Annotated in this window: 16 protein-coding genes; 11 read left to right on the top strand and 5 right to left on the bottom strand. The window is 55.2% G+C overall.

Annotated features, from left to right (window positions below):
* The first annotated feature begins 45 nt into the window (after window positions 1–45).
* The 3 genes from NST43_RS20795 (at window position 46) to NST43_RS20785 (ending at window position 4,405) form a co-directional block, all read left to right on the top strand.
* Window positions 46–804 (top strand): IclR family transcriptional regulator, encoded by a 759-nt coding sequence (locus NST43_RS20795; RefSeq protein ID WP_339219112.1) that lies wholly within the window; start codon window positions 46–48, stop codon window positions 802–804.
* A gap of 65 nt (window positions 805–869) precedes the next feature.
* A complete protein-coding gene (locus NST43_RS20790; RefSeq protein ID WP_339225487.1) occupies window positions 870–2,825 on the top strand; it encodes a YjhG/YagF family D-xylonate dehydratase in 1,956 nt (651 codons plus the stop codon).
* Window positions 2,822–4,405, top strand: a complete 1,584-nt coding sequence (locus NST43_RS20785) for a glycoside hydrolase family 43 protein (RefSeq protein WP_339219111.1) — start codon at window positions 2,822–2,824, stop codon at window positions 4,403–4,405. Before NST43_RS20790 ends, NST43_RS20785 begins: the two co-directional genes overlap by 4 nt.
* A gap of 327 nt (window positions 4,406–4,732) precedes the next feature.
* Here NST43_RS20785 and NST43_RS20780 read toward each other — a convergent pair whose 3' ends face one another.
* Both NST43_RS20780 and uxuA read right to left on the bottom strand, forming a co-directional pair.
* Window positions 4,733–6,349 (bottom strand): mannitol dehydrogenase family protein, encoded by a 1,617-nt coding sequence (locus NST43_RS20780; protein WP_339219110.1) that lies wholly within the window; start codon window positions 6,347–6,349, stop codon window positions 4,733–4,735.
* Window positions 6,350–7,426 (bottom strand): mannonate dehydratase, encoded by a 1,077-nt coding sequence (gene uxuA, locus NST43_RS20775; RefSeq protein ID WP_339219109.1) that lies wholly within the window; start codon window positions 7,424–7,426, stop codon window positions 6,350–6,352.
* Window positions 7,427–7,672: 246 nt separating this feature from the next.
* On the opposite strand from uxuA, the gene NST43_RS20770 reads away from it, so the two are divergent.
* Complete coding sequence (locus NST43_RS20770) at window positions 7,673–8,305, top strand: GntR family transcriptional regulator (RefSeq protein WP_339219107.1); 633 nt, start codon at window positions 7,673–7,675, stop codon at window positions 8,303–8,305.
* A 147-nt stretch (window positions 8,306–8,452) separates the two neighbouring features.
* On the opposite strand, the gene NST43_RS20765 is transcribed toward NST43_RS20770, so the two are convergent.
* Window positions 8,453–9,358 carry an AraC family transcriptional regulator gene (locus NST43_RS20765; RefSeq protein WP_339219105.1) on the bottom strand — a complete coding sequence of 302 codons (906 nt, stop codon included), beginning with the start codon at window positions 9,356–9,358 and terminating at the stop codon, window positions 8,453–8,455.
* A gap of 185 nt (window positions 9,359–9,543) precedes the next feature.
* Between NST43_RS20765 and NST43_RS20760 the strand changes: the two genes are divergently transcribed.
* A complete protein-coding gene (locus tag NST43_RS20760) occupies window positions 9,544–11,628 on the top strand; it encodes an alpha-glucuronidase family glycosyl hydrolase (RefSeq protein ID WP_339219103.1) in 2,085 nt (694 codons plus the stop codon).
* A 91-nt stretch (window positions 11,629–11,719) separates the two neighbouring features.
* Window positions 11,720–12,514, top strand: coding sequence for a Nif3-like dinuclear metal center hexameric protein (locus NST43_RS20755; protein WP_339219101.1), 795 nt, complete (start codon window positions 11,720–11,722; stop codon window positions 12,512–12,514).
* A gap of 64 nt (window positions 12,515–12,578) precedes the next feature.
* Here the strand turns inward: NST43_RS20755 and NST43_RS20750 are convergent, their stop codons facing one another.
* Both NST43_RS20750 and NST43_RS20745 read right to left on the bottom strand, forming a co-directional pair.
* Window positions 12,579–13,904: a sugar phosphate nucleotidyltransferase gene (locus tag NST43_RS20750; protein WP_339225486.1), complete on the bottom strand. Its 1,326-nt coding sequence runs from the start codon at window positions 13,902–13,904 to the stop codon at window positions 12,579–12,581.
* 16 nt (window positions 13,905–13,920) lie between these two features.
* Window positions 13,921–14,736: a DUF6492 family protein gene (locus tag NST43_RS20745; RefSeq protein ID WP_339225485.1), complete on the bottom strand. Its 816-nt coding sequence runs from the start codon at window positions 14,734–14,736 to the stop codon at window positions 13,921–13,923.
* Window positions 14,737–14,953: 217 nt separating this feature from the next.
* Between NST43_RS20745 and NST43_RS20740 the strand changes: the two genes are divergently transcribed.
* From NST43_RS20740 to NST43_RS20720, 5 genes are all read left to right on the top strand, one after another.
* Window positions 14,954–15,709: a YheC/YheD family protein gene (locus NST43_RS20740; protein ID WP_339219099.1), complete on the top strand. Its 756-nt coding sequence runs from the start codon at window positions 14,954–14,956 to the stop codon at window positions 15,707–15,709.
* Window positions 15,710–15,930: 221 nt separating this feature from the next.
* Complete coding sequence (locus NST43_RS20735; protein ID WP_339219097.1) at window positions 15,931–16,950, top strand: LacI family DNA-binding transcriptional regulator; 1,020 nt, start codon at window positions 15,931–15,933, stop codon at window positions 16,948–16,950.
* Between the two features lie 125 nt (window positions 16,951–17,075).
* Window positions 17,076–18,071 (top strand): ABC transporter permease subunit, encoded by a 996-nt coding sequence (locus tag NST43_RS20730; RefSeq protein WP_339219095.1) that lies wholly within the window; start codon window positions 17,076–17,078, stop codon window positions 18,069–18,071.
* Window positions 18,072–18,144: 73 nt separating this feature from the next.
* Window positions 18,145–18,972 (top strand): carbohydrate ABC transporter permease, encoded by an 828-nt coding sequence (locus NST43_RS20725; protein ID WP_209985146.1) that lies wholly within the window; start codon window positions 18,145–18,147, stop codon window positions 18,970–18,972.
* 33 nt (window positions 18,973–19,005) lie between these two features.
* On the top strand, window positions 19,006–20,646 hold the full coding sequence (locus NST43_RS20720) for a sugar ABC transporter substrate-binding protein (RefSeq protein ID WP_339219093.1): 1,641 nt from the start codon (window positions 19,006–19,008) through the stop codon (window positions 20,644–20,646).
* The last annotated feature ends 30 nt before the right edge of the window (window positions 20,647–20,676 follow it).

Genomic DNA, 20,676 nt, shown 5'->3' with positions numbered 1-20,676 from the left:
ACTTGGAAGGCTTAATCAATGGATTTATGAGAGGGGAATGAAGGTGTGGACCAGAAGTACTGGGTTCCGGCATTGGAACGGGCTGATCTGATTCTTAAGGCCATCTCAAGACAGACCGGAGCACTCAAAATGACAGACCTCTGCGAGGAGACCGGCATTAACAAAAGCTCGATGTTCTCGCTGCTGCGCACAATGGAGACTCTGGGGTGGGTGGTGAAGGATGCGGGCGAGCGGTATGTGCTTGGCGCCGGGATCTCCTACTATAATACAGTCTACAATGATTCGCTTAAGCAAAATATGAATCTGGTAGAGCGGTTCCTGGCAGAATCGGCGCAGAGTGTCGGGGCGGTGGGGGAGACCTTTCAGCTGTCGGTGCTGGACCGCGATGAGATTATTTACTTGGCCAAGCAGGAGGGGCAGTCCCTGGTAAGGCTGGAGTCCAGTCCCGGGATGCGGTTTCCGGCACATGCGACGGCGATGGGCAAGATGATGCTGGCGCTGCTGCCGGAGGAAGAGCTGGAGCGGCGTTATCCGGGTAAAATGTTGCCTGCGGTCACTTCCCGCACGCTCACAGACTGGTCTAAGTTCACCGCAGCCCTGGCTGCGATCCGCAAGACCGGCTATGCGCTGGATCAGGAGGAGATCATTCAAGGCATCAGCTGCGCCGCTGCGCCGGTACTGGATGCCGCAGGCAAGGCCGTTGCCGCTGTCAGCACTTCGATGCTTCAGCATGCCTTCACCGCGAAGCAGGAAGCGGCAATCCGGGAGGTGACCCTACTTGCGGGGAAGCTCTCGTTGTCATAGGCATCTGGGCACATTCATTCTGAGGGAGAGAAGGGATTCATATGAAATTGACCGTACAAGAGATTATGAAGGAAGACATCATTGAAGCTGTTCCGGTACATACCGCTGCGGAAGGGCCGGCAGGCCAGCTGCCGATCACCGGGGAGGTGCTGCGGAATGCGCCGAGTGGGGAGATTTTTGGTATGACACAGAATGCCGGGATGGGCTGGAATCCGCTGCTGCTGAACCGGCCCCAGTATCTGATTCTCGGAACGATGGGCGGCATCCGGCGCGAGGACGGTACTCCGCTGGCGCTCGGATATCATACCGGTCACTGGGAGATTGGCGTGATGATGGAGGAGATTGCGGAGGAGCTTACCGCGAATGAGGGGATTCCGTTCGCCGGTTATGTCAGTGATCCCTGTGACGGCCGTTCCCAGGGAACCACAGGTATGTTCGATTCCCTGCCTTACCGCAATGATGCGGCCATCGTGCTGCGGCGGCTGATCCGTTCACTCCCTACCCGTAAAGGTGTGCTCGGAGTAGCCACCTGTGACAAGGGACTGCCAGCTATGCTACTGGCCCTTGCCGGTATGCATAAGCTGCCGGGAATTATCGTGCCCGGCGGCGTGACTCTGCCGCCGGTGGAAGGGGAGGACGCGGGTAAGGTACAGAGCATTGGGGCGCGCTACAGTAACGGGGAGCTGTCCCTGGAAGAAGCGGCGGATCTCGGCTGCCGGGCCTGCGCGACGCCGGGCGGCGGCTGTCAGTTCCTCGGCACCGCTGCAACCGCCCAGGTGATCGCGGAGGCGCTGGGCATGGCGCTGCCGCATTCGGCCCTGTCTCCTTCGGGGCAACCGATCTGGAAGAACATCGGCCGCCAGTCGGCCCGGGCCCTTCAGCATCTGGATCAGAATGGAATCGTCATGAGCGACATTCTTACGGATAAGTCCATACAGAATGCGATGGTGCTGCATGCTGCCTTCGGCGGCTCAACGAATCTGCTGCTGCATCTGCCGGCCATCGCCCATGCCGCCGGGCTGAAGGTCCCGACCGTCGAGGACTGGAACCGGGTGAACCGGATGGTACCGCGCCTCGTTAGCGTGTTGCCGAATGGTCCGGTGCCTCACCCAACAATTCGGGTATTCCTGGCAGGGGGCGTTCCTGAGGTGATGTTGCATCTGCGGAAGCTGGGGCTGCTTGACGAATCTGTACTCACGGTTACAGGACGGACACTGGGCGAGAATTTGGACTGGTGGGAGACCTCACAGCGGCGGACCGATCTGCGACAGCGGCTGCTGGAAGCAGATGGTGTGGACCCGGATACTGTCATCATGAGCCCGGAGGAAGCGAAGCGCCAGGGTATGGCGTCTACCATGACGTTCCCGGTCGGGAATCTTTGCCCGGAGGGAGCGGTCATCAAATCGGCAGCCATTGACCCTGCCGTTCTGGACAGCGAGGGCGTCTATCGCCATACCGGAAGAGTGAAGGTGTTCACCACAGAGAGAGCCGCCATCCGCAGCATCAAGCTGGGCATGGTCCAAGCGGGGGATATTCTGGCCGTCATCGGCCGTGGACCGAGCGGAACCGGGATGGAGGAGACTTACCAGCTCACCTCGGCACTTAAGCATCTGCCTTACGGCAAGTATGTCACCCTGATCACGGATGCCCGCTTCTCTGGCGTTTCCACCGGCGCCTGCATCGGTCACATGGGTCCGGAAGCGCTGGCTGGCGGCCCGCTCGGCAAGCTGCGCGATAATGACTGGGTGGAGGTGCGCATTGATACGGTGAACCTGGAGGGAAGCGTGAATCTGGTGGGCGAGGGAGATGAGCCGCTGACCAAGGAAGCGGGGACGCTGATTCTGGCTTCGCGGACGCCGCATCCGGGCTTGGCGGTAGATCCGGGTCTGCCGGAGGATACCCGGCTATGGGCAGCGCTTCAAGCGGCCAGCGGCGGAACCTGGAAGGGCTGCATTTACGATACTGACAAAATCATTGCCTTACTGGAAGCAGGACGGCAAGCATTGGAGGAGAAACTATGAGCCGAAATCTGATTCATAATCCAATTCTGCGCGGATTTCATCCGGACCCGTCGATCTGCCGGGCTGGAGATGACTATTACATTGCTACTTCAACCTTTGAGTGGTTCCCCGGTGTGCGGATTCATCAATCGCGCGATCTGGTGAACTGGCGGCCGCTGACCTATGCACTGACCCGCAGCTCGCAGCTCAATATGGAAGGGGACCCGGATTCCGGCGGCATCTGGGCACCTTGCCTCACGTACGACAATGGACTCTTTTATCTAATCTATACCGATGTCAAAAGCCGCCAGGGTGCCTTCAAGGATACGCCTAATTATCTGGTGACGGCCGAAAATATCGAAGGCCCTTGGTCTGAGCCTGTCTATCTGAACAGCAGCGGCTTCGACCCCTCGCTGTTCCATGACGAGGACGGGCGCAAATGGCTGGTCAATATGCTGTGGGATCACCGCACCGGCCGCAACAGCTTCGCCGGGATTGTGCTCCAGGAATATTCGGTGGTAGAGCAGCGCCTGGTCGGACCGGTTACTCCGATCTACAAGGGAACAGAGCTGGCCCTAACCGAAGGCCCGCATCTGTACCGCAAGGACGGCTGGTATTATCTGATTACGGCTGAGGGCGGTACGCAGTATAATCATGCGGTAACCGTAGCGCGGTCGAGGCAGATCGGCGGTCCTTACGAGACCGCTCCGTTTAATCCACTACTAACCTCTGCCGGTAACCCGGAGCTGGCGCTGCAAAAGGCGGGTCATGCCAGTTTGGTCGAGACGCAAACCGGCGAATGGTACATGGTGCATCTGTGCGGCCGTCCTGTGAAGGATAACTACTGCAACCTGGGCCGGGAGACGGCGATCCAGCAGGTCGAATTTACAGAAGACGGCTGGCTGGCCCTGTCCGGGGGCGGGAATGCTCCGGCGCTGACGGTGGAAGGCCCGGATCTCCCGGCGCATCCTTTTGCTGCAGCTGCTCCGCGCGACGACTTCGAGGCTCCGCAGCTGGATGTCCGCTGGAGCACCTTGCGGGTGCCTGCGGATGAGTCCTGGCTCTCGCTTCAGGAGCGTCCGGGATACCTGCGCCTGCGGGGCAGGGAATCCATGAGCTCCATGCACCGCCAGAGCCTGGTCGCCCTGCGCCAGCAGGCCTTCCGTTGCAGCGCCGAGACCTCGGTTGACTTCGAGCCGGAGCATTTCCAGCAGATGGCCGGCCTGATCGTCTATTATGATACGAAGGATTACCTCTATCTGCGGATCACGCACGATGAAATCTTGGGGAGATGCTTAGGCATCATCCGCTCCAAGGACGGGGTCTATGAAGATACACTTACTCCAGAAGTCCCGCTGCCTGCCGGAGTAAGTGTTGCGCTTAAGGTCGTCATCGACGGCGAATTCGCCCAGTTCTATTATAAGGTTGGCGAAACTTCCTGGGAGAAGATTGGCCCAGCCCTGGAAATCTATCATCTGTCCGATGATTTCCCGGCCTACATCCGCTTCACCGGCACCTTCATCGGCATGTGTGCACAGGACCTCAGCGGCACGCTGCATCCGGCGGATTTTGATTATTTTGAGTATCTGGAGCAGGAGTAGAACAGACCCTTCTTACAGCCGCCTTCCGGCTGATGAAACATAAATACCAAAAAGACCAGGTGATTTTGCCTGGTCTTTTTGGTGTGATATAGATATAGGCTACCTGGCCGGGTAGCCAAACTGCGGAAATGTAGTGCATAAATGCACTTGAATTTCCCGAATCGAGCCCAATCGCGGAAATGAGGTGTATAAATGCACTTGAATTCCCCAAATCGAGCTCAAATGCGGAAATGAGGAGCATTAATGCCCTTGATTTACCTGGCGGGCGGGCCTCCGACCGATCCAGTCCCCGACATTTCAGCCGCCGGCTCGCCCCCCCGCCCACTCTCAGGCGGTATACTTCTCCAGCGTAGCCCTTACCGCACCCGGACCAGCCAGCATCTCGGTGAACATGCCCTCGATAGTCCCGCCGAGTCCGGCGGCGTACAGATCTACGCCGAAGATGGCCTGGTCCTCCAGCACCGCGCGCACGCCAACGGCCTTCGCAGCATCCGCGCCCAGCGTAATTCCCGCAAGCCGCGCTTGCAGCGAATCCAGTAGCGGGTCCGAACTGAGCGTGAACGCAGCACCTTCATCGTTCACGCCGAGCAGATACCGGCACCACGCTGCAATCGCCAGCGGGATGGCCGTTAACTGCGCCGGGTCAAGCTCCTCGCGGCGGATATACGACTTGATCGTCTCGCCGAAGCGGATACCGACCTTCTGTGAGGTATCGGTAGCGATCCGCTGCGGGGTATCCGGAATGAACGGATTGGCGAACCGTTCCTGCAGCACTTCATCCAGGAACTGCTTCGGACTCAGAATGCCGGGATCGACAACAACCGGCAGGCCTTCCTTGTAGCCGATGGTCTCTACGAGCTTCTTCAGTGTAGCGTCCTTCATCTCATCGGCGATCAGCGTGTAACCGAGCAGACAGCCGGTTACCGCCAGCGCCGTATGCAGCGGGTTGAGGCAGGTAGTTACCTTCATGGTCTCCACCTTGTTGACCGTATCACGGTCCGTGAAGATCACACCGGCTGCTTCAAGCGCCGGACGGCCGTTCGTGAATTTGTCTTCAATGACCAGATACTCGCTGATCTCCGCGTTAACGAAGGGAGCAGTGTACGTATTCTTCGAGGTGACGATCACATCCATGCCGCCGATGCCCTGTTCCAGCAATGCTGCCTGGACGGATTCGGACGGGCGCGGGGTGATTTTGTCGATCATGGACAGCGGGAAAGTGATCTTCTGCTCATCCTCCAGATAAGCCACGAATCCCTCTTCTACATGACCCTTCGCCGCCCATTCCTTAGCGATCGTAACCATGCCGTTCTTCAGCTTGTCACCGTTATGCGAGCAGTTGTCCATGCTGACGAAGGTCATCGGATACTGACCCTTCAGATAACGCTTGTAGGCGAAGGAAGCCACGATGCTCATGGCATGAACCGGTTGCTCCGGGCCGCCGGAGATATCCTTCTCCACGATGCCCAGATACTGGCCGTTCGGCCCCGTTAGGGAATAACCTTTCTCCGTAATCGTGAAGCTGGCCATCTGCAGACTGGGATTCTCGAAAATCTCAGTCAGACGGCTGTAATCCGCTTCCCGCGTCTTGTCTGCGGTGATGCCTTCGACGATGCTGCTGATGATCCGCTTCTGGAAGTCGCCGGCCGCATTCATCAGGACCAGCAGGGTCAGATTGTCGTAAGGCTTATAGACCTTGTCGATCATCTCGAAGTCGAAGGTCTCGGCGGCGATAATGCCCGTGTCGGCCTTGCCGCTGTCCAGCAGCTTCTGGTGCGCATTCGCCACGAAGCCCCGGAAGATATTCCCCGCCCCGAAGTGAACCCACTCCGGCTTCTCTAACGTATTCTGCGCTACCGCTGCGAAATCGAACTGCGGCAGCTCTACCCCTGCGGCTTCCCAGGCTTCCCGGTCCGCGATGCTGCTTCTGCTCAGACTCAGCATTTACTTGGCCCCCTTGACATTCTCCAGGCTGTCCCATACGCCGAGCAGATACATGATGCCCATCGCTCTGTCGTAGAGACCGTAACCCGGACGGCAGTTTTTCTCTTCGCCCCAGAGATGTCTGCCATGGTCCGGACGCACATAACCGGTGAAGCCGCTCTCATGATACGCCTTAACAACCTCCGCAACATCCACACTGCCATCGCGGCCCCGGTGGGATACCTCAATGAAATCTCCGTTCTCGAATACCTTCACATTGCGGATATGGGCAAAATAAATCCGGTCATGGAACTCGCGGATCATCGCCGGCAGATCATTCTCCGGGTTCGTTCCCAGTGAGCCGGTGCAGAAGGTCAGGCCGTTATACGGGCTGTCCACCATGTCCAGGAAGCGGCGGATGGAATCGCGGCTGCGGATAATGCGCGGCAGTCCGAAGATCGGCCAGGCCGGGTCGTCCGGGTGAATTGCCATTTTGATATCCACTTCTTCACATACCGGAATGATGCGCTCCAGAAAATACTTCAGGTTGTCGAACAGCACATCCTCGGTCACATCGGCATAGGACGCGAACAGCTCATCCAGCTTCGCCAGACGCTCCGGCTCCCAGCCGGGCATCGTGAATTGTCCGGCACCCTTCAGGATGCGGTCCACCATCTCGCGCGGATTATCGGTAATGGCAGCCTTTTCATAAAAGAGGGCGTTCGATCCGTCCGGCAGCTCCTTGTACAGCTCAGTACGGGTCCAGTCGAACACCGGCATGAAGTTGTAGCAGATGACCTTCACGCCAACCTTGGCGAGCTTGCGGATCGTATCGATATAGATGTCAATGTATTTGTCGCGGGACGGCAGTCCGATCTTAATATCATCATGGACGTTGACGCTTTCAACAACCGCTGTGCTGAAGCCTTTAGCTGTGATCTGATCGGCAACCTTCTGGATGTCTTCCATCTCCCAGACCTCACCGGCCACTTTGTGGTGCAGCGACCAGACGATGCCCATAACGCCCGGGATTTGACGGATGTGGTCAAGGGTAATGTTGTCGTTGCCCTCGCCGTACCATCTCCAAGTCATATTCATTGTCATTTTCCTCCTTAGTAGATAAGCATAAATACAAATGATAACTATCCGAAGCCTTGTGACAATTGACCTTACAAAAACATCGGTTCATATGCGATAATCTTGTATACAAGATTCGATTCGTAATGATCATAGAATATGTGTTCATCTTTGTCAATGAAATTCATATCCCTTTTCTATATAATGGGGGGAAGAACAATCCCGTACAGAAAGTTGGTCTATTCCATGACTTCCAAAAAAGAAATAATGGCCTATCTCAAGCAGGAGATTCTCTCCCTTGAGCTGAAGCCGGGGGCGATGATCAGTGAGACGGCTCTGTCCGAGCGCTTCCAGCTGTCGCGGACGCCGATCCGTGATGTGCTGAAGCAGCTGTCCCTGGAGCAATACGTCGATATCTATCCTAAGAAGGGCAATCTCGTATCGTACATAGATCTGGAGTCGGTGGAGCAGATCATCTATCTCCGCAATGTACTGGAGAAGGAGATCATGAAGTCGCTGGCCGGGAATATCCCGCTAAAAGGGCTGCATGAACTGAGGGACAACCTCGCGCAGCAGCAGAAGTGTATCGAGCAGGCGGAGGGGGCGGAGGTATTCCTGCAGCTCGATGACCAGTTCCACCGCACGATGTTCGGGCTGGCCGGGCGTGAGTTCCTGTGGGGTGTGCTCCAGCAGTTCAATGTACACTACATCCGCTACCGCAAGCTGCATATGCTGAAGGACGAGAAGCTGGCGGCGATTCAGCAGGAGCATCAGCAGCTTCTCGACTATATTGTGCAGGGAGACACCGCCGGGATCGACGAGCTGCTGCATCACCATCTGCGGGCGGATATCGACTCCAAGAACCTCCAGGAGCATTTCGCCACGTATATCAAAAAATAGGGCGGGCCTTCATCAAGCATCGCCCGCAATAGCGCAAAAAGCCCGCCCTCATGATCCATGAAGGCAGGCTTTTACTAAATATAAGGCTGTAGAGGCTTCGCGCTCTACTTACTCCTGCGGCTGCCCTCTGAGCGGGGAATTCCGCAATTAGCTCCTGCCCTCGCGGTATTCCCGCGGCGACTGGCCGCTCCAGCGCTTGAACTGTCTGCTGAAATGGGCGATATCGCGGTAGCCGAGCAGGCCGGAGATCTGGCTGACGCTCAGGCTGTGGTCATCCAGCAGCACCTTGGCCTCATGTAGCATCTGCTCAGACAGGTAGACGCGGGGGGAGAGGCCGAATACCTGGCGGAAGACCCGGTAGCAGTGCGAGGGGCTGATCCCCAGCTCAGCCGCGATGTCGTCAACGCCATAATGGCTGTCATAGGGTACCTCCTGCTTGAACTGCTGATAGACCAGGCTCTGGAGGCGGCTGCGGATCTGGTGGGCCAGCTCGATTCGCTCATAAGTACCCGGGGAGGAATTGTCAGCCTCCAGAGAGAAGACCTCCCAGAGCTGGGCGAACAGCTCGAAGACGGCGGACTGCAGCCTCATGCGCTGGGAGATCGTGATGCTGCCGGAGCCGGAGGTGGAAATCTCCACCAGCCTGCTAAGGAGCGGTCCTAATCTGTGGGCAACATTGCTCTCTGAGGTGAACAATACATGATTCAGCCGGCTGAGAAGTGAAATGAACAGCTTGTCATCGATATCGAAATGGATGCAGAAATAAGTAAAGGCTCCGCCGTTTCCGCTGCGGCTGGAGTGGATATCGCCCGGCCTCAAGAGGACCAGATCCCCGGCGTGCTGGAGGTAGCTGTGGTTGTTGACCGTGAGCTGCTGCTCTCCTTCAAGCACATAATTGAATTCATACTGGGGATGGGCGTGCTGCGGATAATCCCATTCCCCGCTCACCTTGCGCAGATGCATGCCGAACAGGTTGAGCGTGGTTTTCACATCCGGGATGATAGTTTCACTAAGGCTTTGCCCCGGGACCGGCGGTTCAAAAGCTGCAACCAATAGGATCGCCCCCTGATACTTTGCGTTCTCTTGATAGGGATGTATACTTGTTATTAGTATACAGGATTCCGCTTGATTTGGGTAAATATTAGCGTGATTTGACAATGTTCCGGGGCTGCGGCTGCGTGGTAGGATGAACCTGAATGAAATCTAGTATACAAGATAGATGCAAAGGAGATATGGATATGAGACAACAATCCGGGAATGAGCAGGCTGCACAATATGACAGCGGATACAATGCGTGGTTAAGCTATCCTAAGCTTCAACAAGGCCCCTTATATAAGCAATATGCGAAATGGTGCGGAGCGGTATCCGTTACAGAAGGCGGGGAGACCCTCCAGGCTGCACTTCAGGAATGGACAAGAGGCATTGCCTCGCTATTGGACCTTGAAGCAGTCTCCAAGCCGCAGCCGGAAGAATTCGGTGTGGCTTTTGGTACCTTCACGGGGGGGCACCCTCTGATCCAGGGCTTGTTCGAGGACAAGACCGTCCAATCTGTAGGAGCAGAAGGGTTCGCCATCCGTACCAGCCAGTCCCGTAAGTGCATCGCCGTAGGGGCTTCCTCCCAGGCAGGTGTGTTATACGGCGTCTTCCATCTTCTGCGCCTGATCGCCAGCGGGAAAGACATTGAGAATCTGGATGAAGTAGTGAATCCTGTGAATTCGCTGCGGATGATTAATCACTGGGATAATTTCGACGGCAGCGTGGAGCGCGGCTATTCCGGCAGATCCTTCCTGTATGAGAATAACCAGTTCACGAAGGATATGGACAGAATTACAGACTATGCGCGGCTGATGTCCACCGCCGGTATTAACGCGATAGCGATCAACAATGTGAATGTTCATGCGCTGGAGACCTTGTTTATCTCTACCTATCTGCCTGATGTGGCAAGAATCGCAGATATCTTCCGCATCTATGGCATCCGCCTGTTCCTGTGCGTGAACTTTGCAGGACCTATGCATGAAGGGGAAGTGGGTACGGCAGATCCGCTGGATGCAGGGGTGCAGGAATGGTGGAAGTCGAGAGCAGCCGATATCTATGCTGCTATTCCCGATTTCGGGGGCTTCGTGGTCAAGGCCGATTCGGAGAACCGTCCCGGCCCGTTCACGTACGGGCGGAACCATGCAGATGGGGCCAACATGCTGGCGGAGGCCTTGGAGCCTTATGGCGGCATTGTCATCTGGCGCTGCTTTGTATACAACTGCAAGCAGGACTGGCGTGACCGTAAGACGGACCGGGCCAGAGCGGCTTACGATCATTTCAGGCCGCTGGACGGCCAGTTCCATGATAACGTTATTCTGCAGATCAAGAACGGCCCGATGGATTTCCAGGTCAGAGAGCCGGTATCCCCGCTCTTCGGCGCGCTGGAACGGACTAACCAGGTGATCGAATTCCAGATCGCCCAGGAATATACCGGACAGCAGCGCCATGTCTGCTATCTCGTTCCGCAGTGGAAGGAGATTATGGAGTTCGATACGCAGGCCAAGGGAGGACCGGCCCCGGTAAAGCGGATCGTGGACGGATCGCTGTGGGGCAACCGCCTGAGCGGGATTGCAGCGGTATCCAATGTGGGCAATGACCGCAACTGGACCGGCCATCTGCTGTCCCAGGCGAATCTCTACGGCTTCGGCCGGCTGGCCTGGAATCCTGAGCTGAGTGCGGAGGAGATTGCGGCCGAATGGATCGCCTTGACATTTGGCACGGACACAGTGGTTGCCGGAGTGATCAGCCGGATTCTGCTGGATTCCTGGGAGATCTATGAGTCTTATACATCGCCGCTTGGCGTAGGCTGGATGATTAATCCCGAGCATCACTACGGCCCGAATGTGGACGGCTATGAATATTCAATGTGGGGCACTTATCACTATGCCGATCATCAGGGCATCGGGGTAGACCGTACCGTGGCGACCGGCACCGGCTACTGCGCGCAGTACATGGGCAGCAACGCCGTGCGTTATGATTCGCTGGAGGACTGCCCGGATGAGCTGCTGCTGTTCTTCCACCATGTGCCGTACACTCATGTGCTGCATTCCGGCAAAACCGTGATCCAGCATATCTACGATACGCATTTCGAAGGTGCAGAGCGTGCCGAAGGGTTGCTGGACGCCTGGGGCGGACTGAAGGGCAGTATCGCAGACGGCCTGTACACTCAGGTGGAGGAACGCCTGAAGGGGCAGGCGGCTCATGCCAAGGAATGGCGTGATCAGATTAATACGTATTTCTACCGCAAGAGCGGGATTGCAGATGCATTAGGCCGGACCATCTACTAAGGGAGCGTCTGCGTACCGGACGGCAATGTCCTGTCTCTTGACAGGGTGAGGCATGAACTCATTTGAGTAACACCAAGGAGGATAAGATCTCATGGCACTGACTTTCAATGATGTGATGGAGCACTTGAATGCAGGCGTACAGCTGCCCGTGAATACGGTGGATAAGCTTACGCCGGACGCTGCGGGAACAGAAGTGCAGGGAATCGTGACTGCCTTCGCCGCTTCGCAATATGTGGTGGAGCAGGCGGCCCAGCTTGGCGCCAATCTGGTGATCACGCATGAAGGTGTATTTTATAGCCACCAAGGTCACGGGAGCGCTCTGGAGCAGGATTCCGTCTACCGGCAGAAGTCTGCACTGATTACAAGCAGCGGGGTAGGCATCTACCGCTTCCATGACACGATACACCGTTATACGCTGGACGGAATCGTCGAAGGGCTGCTGGAGGAGCTGGAATGGGAAGCATATGTAGAGCGGCATTTGCCCGAGGTGTCGATCCTCTCTATTCCTGAGATGACCGTTTCAGAGGTTGCAGAGTATCTGAAGCAGAAGCTGAATATCCCTTATGTCCGCGCTGCCGGGAACCTCTCCGCGACATGCTCCAGAGTGGGTGTACTGGTCGGTTACCGGGGGAATGGACATGCAGTCATTCCGATGTATGAGCAGGAGTCGCTTGATCTGGTCATCGCAGGTGAAGGCCCCGAATGGGAGGTGCCTGAGTATATCCGCGATGCGGTCCGCCAGGGCAAGGACAGGGCACTTATCATGCTAGGCCATGCCGAGAGCGAAGCGCCGGGAATGAAGCTGCTGGCAGCGCGGCTGGCCGGGCAGTTCCCGCAGGTGCCGGTGCATTACATTCAGGATCAGCCGGTGTTTCAAATCCTATAATTAGCGTAGATTAGAGATATCCCAAACCGCCTGCCAAGGCCGTTTAGGATATCTCTTTGTTGTGTCAGCAGTCCTGCCTCCGCTGGTTATCCTCCGCTTCGATTATCTGCACCTCAATGAGCTTCATTGCGCTCCAGGCGCTGACCGTATGCCGTTGCCCCCGGGCTATTGTATAGATCCCGCCTGCCGCTGCTTCGGCTGCGCACCCATCCACCCATACCTCTCCGTGACCGGACACAATCATCCAGGACTTGGCACAATGCTCACAGGTCATTTCAGGGAGGTCATGGCCCGGAAGCAGGGTAAGCATTACCGTAAGGACAAGCTGGGAGCCGTCTGATTCCCGGCCTATAACAGTATAGCTGCCCCAGCCCGTTTCACCATACCTCGGCTCCGTTACTGAATTCTCCGCCAGAATATCCTTGATGGTGTTAGCGTCCTTCTTATCAGCGATCAGGATGCCTTCGGGACCGGCAATGGCGACTATACCGGAGACACCAATGACATGCAGCGGCACCTCCAGCTCGTTAATAAGGTGACTGTCTCCGCATTCTCCCCATAGCCCGCCTACTCCAATGACCTGTGATGGCAGCCGCGCCGTTAGCGTATCCCAGCTTCCCAGGTCGGACCATTCTCCTTCATGCCTGACGACAACAGCCTTGGTGCTTCGCTCTGCCACTTCGTTGTCGAAGCTGCGGACCGGGAGCCCTGGATACTGCCCGGTTAATGCTGCGAATTCCACGGGCAGCCCCAGCCTCTCCAGATGCTCCAGCAGGAAGCTTAGTTGCGAAGCGAATACCCCGCAATTCCATAAAGCCTGTTTCCGCATCAGCTCCAGGGCAGTAGACGCATCCGGCTTCTCTGCAAAAGATAACACCCGAGCATACCCGCCAGCGTCCTCCTGTACTGGCACGATATAGCCGTATTGCTCTGAGGGATAAGAAGGACTAGTTCCAAGCAGGAGGAGTTCGGCCTCAGAATCTGCCAGAATAGCCTCGAATTGATGGAACTGCCGGAAGAAATCATCATCCGCGAACATGTCGGCCGGAGCGATACAGATGATGTCCTCCGGCTGTGCCTTTCCGGCGGCAAGCAAGTGCAGAGCGCCTAACGCGGCAGCAGTAAAAGTGCCGCGCTTGCACGGCTCTCCGATTATCGGATATTTACTCCCGGTATACCGCTGTATGAGGGCTACCTGCTCCTGATGGGCAACGAGCAACAGGGATTCATCCAGTCCGGCCTGTCTGAGCTGACGGCATACCCGCCCGATCATGGATTCTGTGCCCCCGCCCGGTGCAGGCAGCAGCTGCAGGAACATCTTGGAGCGGATGCTGCCGGACAGGGGCCACAGCCGCTGGCCGGAGCCGCCGCACAGAAGAATAGTATGCATCACGTTTCTTGCCTCCTTAAGGCTTGCCCGGAGTGGAGTATCCCTTGCGCTGATGGAAGGAGAGCGAACGGTAAGTCCCGGCGTACTTGCGGATTTGGGCTTGCGTCAGCGAGCCCGCCGGGGTTTTCAGCGCTTTATTATTGGCATTTTTGAGCAGCACAGAGGTGCGGTTTAAGCTGTACACGTAGTTGGCATAGGTCTCGAATTCAGAGAAGCCGAACTGCCGCTTCTTGTTGATAGAGTGCAGAATAGCCGCGTGCCAGGACATGCCGTGACGGGCTGCAATTTTCCGTTTGAGACTGGCCAGCTTCGCGGAATCAAACAGCATGTAGTGGGTCACGAACGACTTGGGCGAAGGCGCAGGGGTACCGAGCAGCTTGCGGTAGGTGCGGAAATATTCCGGCTGGCTCCAGTTGCGGCAATAGAAGATGCTTTTCCCGCCGGAACGGAAGCGATGGGGACGGATGAGCACCGTATCTGCATCAATGACCAGGAAATACTTCTCACGGCACACCTGATCCCCGTTCATCTTGAGCAGCTGCTGATACAGCCAGCCTGACCGGTTCCAGCGGGAGGAGGAATAGCGGATCGCTTTTTTGGTGAACGGGAGGACTGTGGTTTCATTGACGAAGACGCAAGCTTTCCGGGAGCACAGCTGTCTGATTCTACTATTCTCCGGCGAGACAATATAGATATTGCTGATAGAATGCTGGACATAACGGCGAAGACTATCAATCACATAAGGGAGGGTGGCGAGATCTTTTTCGATAGCAGGAATCAGGACATCAATCGGTGGAGCGCTTGAGGTTACACTTACAGCAGCAAGGGACATAGATTCATCTCCATACATATATTGACATTTGATCGTCTTCACTAGCGTATGCCTGCTGAGCTGCTATGGAGAGGGCAATTATCCTGCACAAGTTAATCTTTCTATACGGGGCAAATGATATATTCCACGGCACCTCCGGCGGCATAGGATGCAGTGAATATGTAATTTTATGTTAAAACGGAGCGTTGGCTCCCAGCCCGGACAGGAGAGTGCATAAGTGACAGCCAAAAAGGTTCAGTCAGGTCAGAGCAAATGGTATAAGACACAACTGCTGCTTAAGAACGAGACAATCAAGGCTTTCATCCCCGATACCCGGAGATTTAACCGGCGTAATCTGGAGCAGATGATACACGGCTATGGAATGATCTATATCAAGCCGGAACGAGGAACGTATGGCATGGGTGTGATCCGCGCGGAGCGGAAGGACCGGCAGGGATATATGTATCAGTATGAGGAGACCGTGCGCCGGTTCGCTACGTTTGAGGCTTTTCATCACAGTCTGGCGACAAGAATCGGGAAGAGGAGCTATCTGCTGCAAAAAGGCATCCACCTGCTGAAGCATCACGGGCGCCGTTTCGATATCCGGGTGATGGTGCAGCTCAGTCCCAAGGGCGTATGGGAAGCTACGGGGATTATCGGGCGGCTGGGGCATCCGCGCAAAATTGTGACCAATTACCACAGCGGCGGCAAACCGACCGCAGTGGAGCATTTGCTCTCCACCCATCTGTCTGCGCAGCAGCTTGTGCAGCTTAAGGGGGAAATGAACCGGCTGGGTACACGCATAGCGCAGCAGTTGAAGAAGACTTATCCGCACCACCGGCAGTTCGGTGTAGACGTCGGACTAGACCGCTCACTGAAGCCGTGGATTATTGAAGTAAATATGAATCCCGATCCCTATATTTTTAATCAGCTCAAGGATAAATCCATGTACCGCAGAGTGATGCGTTACCGGCGTGTGGGCTTGACCCAATAATATGATATGCCAAAGGAAGGCCTGCCAAGCTAAGCAAGGCCTTTCTTTGGCATGAAGCAGCGCCGTACCCTCACTCCCGCATAGCTAAATCCCGCTGTCTTATAGTAAAATGAGATGAAAAGGTGGCTGAATATAGCTAATGAGAAAAAGTGTTGTATTTAAAGCGGTTTCATGTTACTTTAGAGTCAATAAAAACGTTTTTATCAAAAAGGAATATTGATATGGCTAAGATAACGATCAAAGATGTCGCACGGGAAGCCGGGGTCTCCATCTCGACGGTCTCCAACGCCCTGAATGATGTGGATGTGCTGAGCCCGGAGACCAAAGCCCATATACTGAAGGTGGCCCAGCGCCTGAATTACGTGCCGAATCTGAACGGCAAGCTGCTGAAATCAGGGACCACGAAGATGCTGGGGTTCTTCACAACAAGTGTGTCCGGTCCGTACTTCTACAAGCTGGTAGAATCCATGTCCCGTCAATGCGACCGCCTGGGCTATGGCCTGAATGTATTCGTCACCAAGGACAAACAAGTCATTATGAGCAATATCCTCGGACGGCGGGTGGATGGCGTCATTATCTATGAGGAGCTGGGCATCGACGAACAGGACATTATCGCTATGAAGAAAGACAAGATTAAGGCGGTGTTTCTGGACCGGGTGCTGGAGGATGAGGGGATGGGCAGCATTATCTTTGATTCCTATGAATCAGGCTATGAGGCTACGAAGTATTTAATCAGCCTGGGGCATAAGCGGATTGCCTATATTTCCGGCGTGGATACGATGTTCGACAGCGTGCAGCGGAAGGAAGGATATCTGGCCGCGCTGCGTGAATACCAGCTTCCGGTGGAGGAGGATTTTATCCTTCAGGGGTATTTTGAGGAGGACAGCACCTATAATGCCGTGAAGTCTTACCTCCGCCTGCATCCCGCGAGAGTCCCTGACGCCTTCCTGGCCGGCAATGATATCAGTGCAATGGGCTGTATTCAAGCGCTCAAGAGCTACGGTTACGAAGTGCCGCAGGATGTCAGCGTGATGGGCTTCGATGATATTGATATCGCCCCTTATTATTCGCCGCCGCTCACAACGGTAAGGAATCAGATTGCAAGACAGGGCATGCTGGCGATTGATCATCTGGTCCGCATGATTCAAGACAAGGAGCAGGGTTCAGCACAGAAGCTGCAGGGCGAGCTTGTCGTAAGAGGCTCAAGTCATGTGAAGCTGGAGCGGAAGGACCGCAAATAGAGGGCTGCGTGTGAAACTGATTTTACAGGAGGGGGATTTTTTGCGCCAAAATAAAAACGTTTTTATTGCTTTGGGCATCAACTTGAGCACCAACTGGATATCTCAATGGAGAGGGGGACAAGATCATGAATAAAACATCAGCGTCTGCTACATCAGCTTCCATCCCGCCAGCGTTCCCGCCGTCCGCCAAGAAACCTATGGGGCAGCGGATCAAAAAATTTGTAACCGATTACAAAAGACAGTGGGAGATTCAGTCGATGGTGCTGCCGGGCATTATTTTTATGATCATTTTCTGCTACATACCGATCTACGGTCTGAGCATTGCCTTCAAAAATTACACGGTCATTGATACCTTGTCTACTGCACCCTGGGTGGGTCTGGACAACTTCAGGATTATTCTGTCGGACGAATACTTCTGGGATGCGGTCATCAATACGCTGGGCATTAGCTTCCTTAAGCTTGGGATCGGGTTCATCATTCCGATTATTCTCGCCATTATGATCTATGAGCTGAACATGGGCCGCTTCAAAAAAATCGTCCAGACGATCTCCTATCTGCCGCATTTCCTGTCGTGGATCGTACTGGGCGGGATGCTGATTACCTGGTTCTCCACTTCCGGCTTGTTCAATGAGCTGCTGCTGAACCTCGGGCTGATCTCGAAGCCGTCCAACATCCTGCTCGATGCAGGCAAGTACTGGTGGATTGCCACGTTGTCCGATATCTGGAAGGAAGCCGGATGGGGCACCATTCTGTATCTGGCCATTATGGCTAAGATTGACCCCACCTACTACGAAGCGGCCCGGATTGATGGAGCCGGCAGGCTGCGTCAGATCTGGAATATCACCCTTCCGAACATGAAGGCGATCATCAGCCTGAATCTGATTTTGACGGTAAGCGGACTACTCGGCTCGAATCTGGATCAGACGCTGGTCTTGATGAACTCGCAGAACCGGGAGAAAGCAGAGGTTATCAACTCTTATGTCTACCGCATGGGGATGACGCAGGGCGATTTCTCCTATGCTACGGCTGTCGGCCTCGGTGTCTCCATTGTGTCGGTAATCCTGCTGCTTATGGCCAACAAGGTCACCAGTAAATTGAACGATAATCAATCCGTGTTGTAGAGGGGGCGCTAGAGTGAATCGGAAGGTCATACGGGAAGGTCTCGACAGCCGGATCTTTGATGCGGTGAATAAGATGCTGTTGGTCTGCTTCATGGTTATTATCCTCGTTCCCTTATGGAACGTAATTATCTCCTCCCTTAGTTCGGGTAAGGCGCTTGCCGAGGGCGGATTCATCTTCTGGTCCAAGGAATTCTCGCTGGAGAATTACCGGGCGGTCTTCAATGACAGCACGATCGGGCAATCCTTCGTTGTCTCGGTCGCCAAGACGTTCCTCGGGGTGATCACCCACGTATTCTTTTGCGCGATGATCGGCTACGGTCTCAGCAAAAGATACATCCGCGGCCGCAAGCTGTATGTGGCGATGGGCGTGATCACGATGTTTTTCTCCGGCGGAATGATTCCGACGTATCTGCTTATCAAATCGCTCGGGCTGCTGAACAGCTTCTGGGTCTATATTATCCCCGCATTATTCAGTTATTACGATGTGGTGATTCTGATGAACTTTTTCCGGAACGTGCCGGATTCGCTGGAGGAGTCGGCCAAGATTGACGGCGCAGGCGACTGGCATATTTTCCTCAAAATCTTCATTCCGCTGTCCATGCCCGCGATGGCAACGATCGCCCTGTTCAACGGGGTGGGACAATGGAACGACTTCATGACCACGAAGCTGTACATCACCGATCAGGCGCTCTACCCGCTGCAGATGAAGCTGTATGAGATTATTGTGCAGTCGCAGACCCAGTCCATGCAGAATATCGGAGGCTCCGTCGTCATTGAGACCACCACCAAAGGAGTTCAGCTGGCCACCATTGTCATTACCACACTGCCGATTGTTGCGATGTATCCCATTCTTCAGCGGTACTTCATCTCGGGCATGATGCTGGGAGCGGTCAAGGAGTAGAAGAGGTTCACTACATTATAGGAGGTCAAGAAGATGATCAAGATGACTAAAGTTCTCGGCACAAAAACGCTAAAACCCGCGCTGCTCCTGATGGCGGCTATGCTGGTGGCGGCAGGCTGCAGCTCGGGCGGCGGCTCCACTAAGGCGGTAGAGGTGTCCCTGGACAATCGGTATACGGTAGACCCGGAGACTCCGGCCTGGCAGCTCGATAAGAAAGAGGAGACTACGGACTTAACCTGGTATGTGAACGCAGACTGGTGGAATACGGACTTCGGCAAGGATGTAGTCACCAAGAAGATCAAAGAGGATCTGAACATCAATATCAAGTTCATTACCGGGGACGATACGAAGCTGAATACGTTCTTCGCGGGCGGCGATATGCCGGATCTGCTGACGATCTTCGACTCCAATTCCCCGGTTGTGCAAAAGGCCTCCACCTGGGCGCTTCCGCTCAATGAGCTGGCGGAGAAGTATGACCCGTATTTCAACAAGGTGGCTGCTGCCGACACGCTGAACTGGTTCCAGCTGAAGGACGGCAAAACCTACGGTTATCCGAACTATTCCAATACACAGGCAGATTATGACAGCGGCAATATTCCGGCGAAGACGGCTTTTGTCATCCGCAAGGATGTGTATGAAGCGCTGGGTAGCCCTGACTTCGGGACCCCGGAGGCCTTCCAGAAGACAATGAATGAAATTAAGAGCAAATTCCCGGACATGATCCCCTTCGGGTTCAATGCCATCGGGGAAGGGACCGGCTCGCTCGGGGATGCGCTGCAGGATTTCATCGGCGTTCCGCTGGAGACGGAGGATGGCAAGTTCTACAACCGCAATCTGGATGAGGATTATCTGACCTGGCTGCGGACGCTGAATGCCGTGTACAGAGACGGGGCGATCAGTGATGACAGCTTCGCGGATGACGGAACCGGCTTTGAGGAAAAGGTGAAATCCGGCAAATATGCGGCCATGCTGCTCGACGGTACACCTCAGCAGGGCGGCAATCTGCAGATTTTCATGAGCGCCAATCCTGGTAAGGAGTACATGGCTGTTGACGGGCCGCAGAGCACCGTAGGGCATCAGCCGACCCTGAATCAATCCGGGATTACCGGCTGGATGATCAATTACATCACCAAGAACTGCAAGGACCCGGCCAAAGCGATTCAAATCTTCACGTACCTGCTGAGCGAAGAAGGACAGAAGCTGATGAACTACGGGGTTGAAGGCGTGACATATAAATCGAACCCGGACGGTACAGTTGAGCTGCTGCCGGAAGTGAAGGACCTGCAGCTTAATAATGCGGATAAGTTCAAGAAGGACTACCGGATGGGCGAATTCATGTTCTTCGGACATGACCGCCACAAAGCGCTGAGCAAGGATGCTTTCCCCGAGTCGATCAAGCAGATGCAGGAATGGGGCAAGGGCAAGCTGAAGCCGCATTTCATCCTGGAGAACATTAACCCGGATCAGGGAACGCCGGAGGCCCGCGGCCAGACGGCCATTAATACGAACTGGAACACCACACTGGTCAGTATGATCCGTGCCAAGGACGAGGCTGCTTTTGACAGTACGCTGGCCGATCATAAAGCATTCCTCGACAAGAACAACTGGAGCAAGATAGTAGAGGTTCGCAGTGAGAAGATGAAGGCCAATAAGGAAAAGCTGGGCATTAAGTAGGCAAGGCGCAAGGGAGGGCCCGTTTTGGGC

The organism is Paenibacillus sp. FSL H8-0332, assembly GCF_037963835.1.
Classification (GTDB): domain Bacteria; phylum Bacillota; class Bacilli; order Paenibacillales; family Paenibacillaceae; genus Paenibacillus_AQ; species Paenibacillus_AQ rhizoplanae.
The sequence above is the reverse complement of the archived record's forward strand: the minus strand, read 5'-3'. Positions and strand labels throughout refer to the sequence as shown.

Excerpts from the sequence above, each read along its gene's own strand:
- NST43_RS20790 (WP_339225487.1), top strand. The coding sequence starts at position 870 with ATGAAGGAAGACATCATTGAAGCTGTTCCGGTACATACCGCTGCGGAA.
- NST43_RS20785 (WP_339219111.1), top strand. The coding sequence starts at position 2,822 with ATGAGCCGAAATCTGATTCATAATCCAATTCTGCGCGGATTTCATCCG.
- NST43_RS20780 (WP_339219110.1), bottom strand. The coding sequence starts at position 6,349 with ATGCTGAGTCTGAGCAGAAGCAGCATCGCGGACCGGGAAGCCTGGGAA.
- uxuA (WP_339219109.1), bottom strand. The coding sequence starts at position 7,426 with ATGAATATGACTTGGAGATGGTACGGCGAGGGCAACGACAACATTACC.
- NST43_RS20770 (WP_339219107.1), top strand. The coding sequence starts at position 7,673 with ATGGCCTATCTCAAGCAGGAGATTCTCTCCCTTGAGCTGAAGCCGGGG.
- NST43_RS20760 (WP_339219103.1), top strand. The coding sequence starts at position 9,544 with ATGAGACAACAATCCGGGAATGAGCAGGCTGCACAATATGACAGCGGA.
- NST43_RS20755 (WP_339219101.1), top strand. The coding sequence starts at position 11,720 with ATGGCACTGACTTTCAATGATGTGATGGAGCACTTGAATGCAGGCGTA.
- NST43_RS20750 (WP_339225486.1), bottom strand. The coding sequence starts at position 13,904 with ATGCATACTATTCTTCTGTGCGGCGGCTCCGGCCAGCGGCTGTGGCCC.
- NST43_RS20745 (WP_339225485.1), bottom strand. The coding sequence starts at position 14,736 with ATGTCCCTTGCTGCTGTAAGTGTAACCTCAAGCGCTCCACCGATTGAT.
- NST43_RS20735 (WP_339219097.1), top strand. The coding sequence starts at position 15,931 with ATGGCTAAGATAACGATCAAAGATGTCGCACGGGAAGCCGGGGTCTCC.
- NST43_RS20730 (WP_339219095.1), top strand. The coding sequence starts at position 17,076 with ATGAATAAAACATCAGCGTCTGCTACATCAGCTTCCATCCCGCCAGCG.
- NST43_RS20725 (WP_209985146.1), top strand. The coding sequence starts at position 18,145 with ATGCTGTTGGTCTGCTTCATGGTTATTATCCTCGTTCCCTTATGGAAC.
- NST43_RS20720 (WP_339219093.1), top strand. The coding sequence starts at position 19,006 with ATGATCAAGATGACTAAAGTTCTCGGCACAAAAACGCTAAAACCCGCG.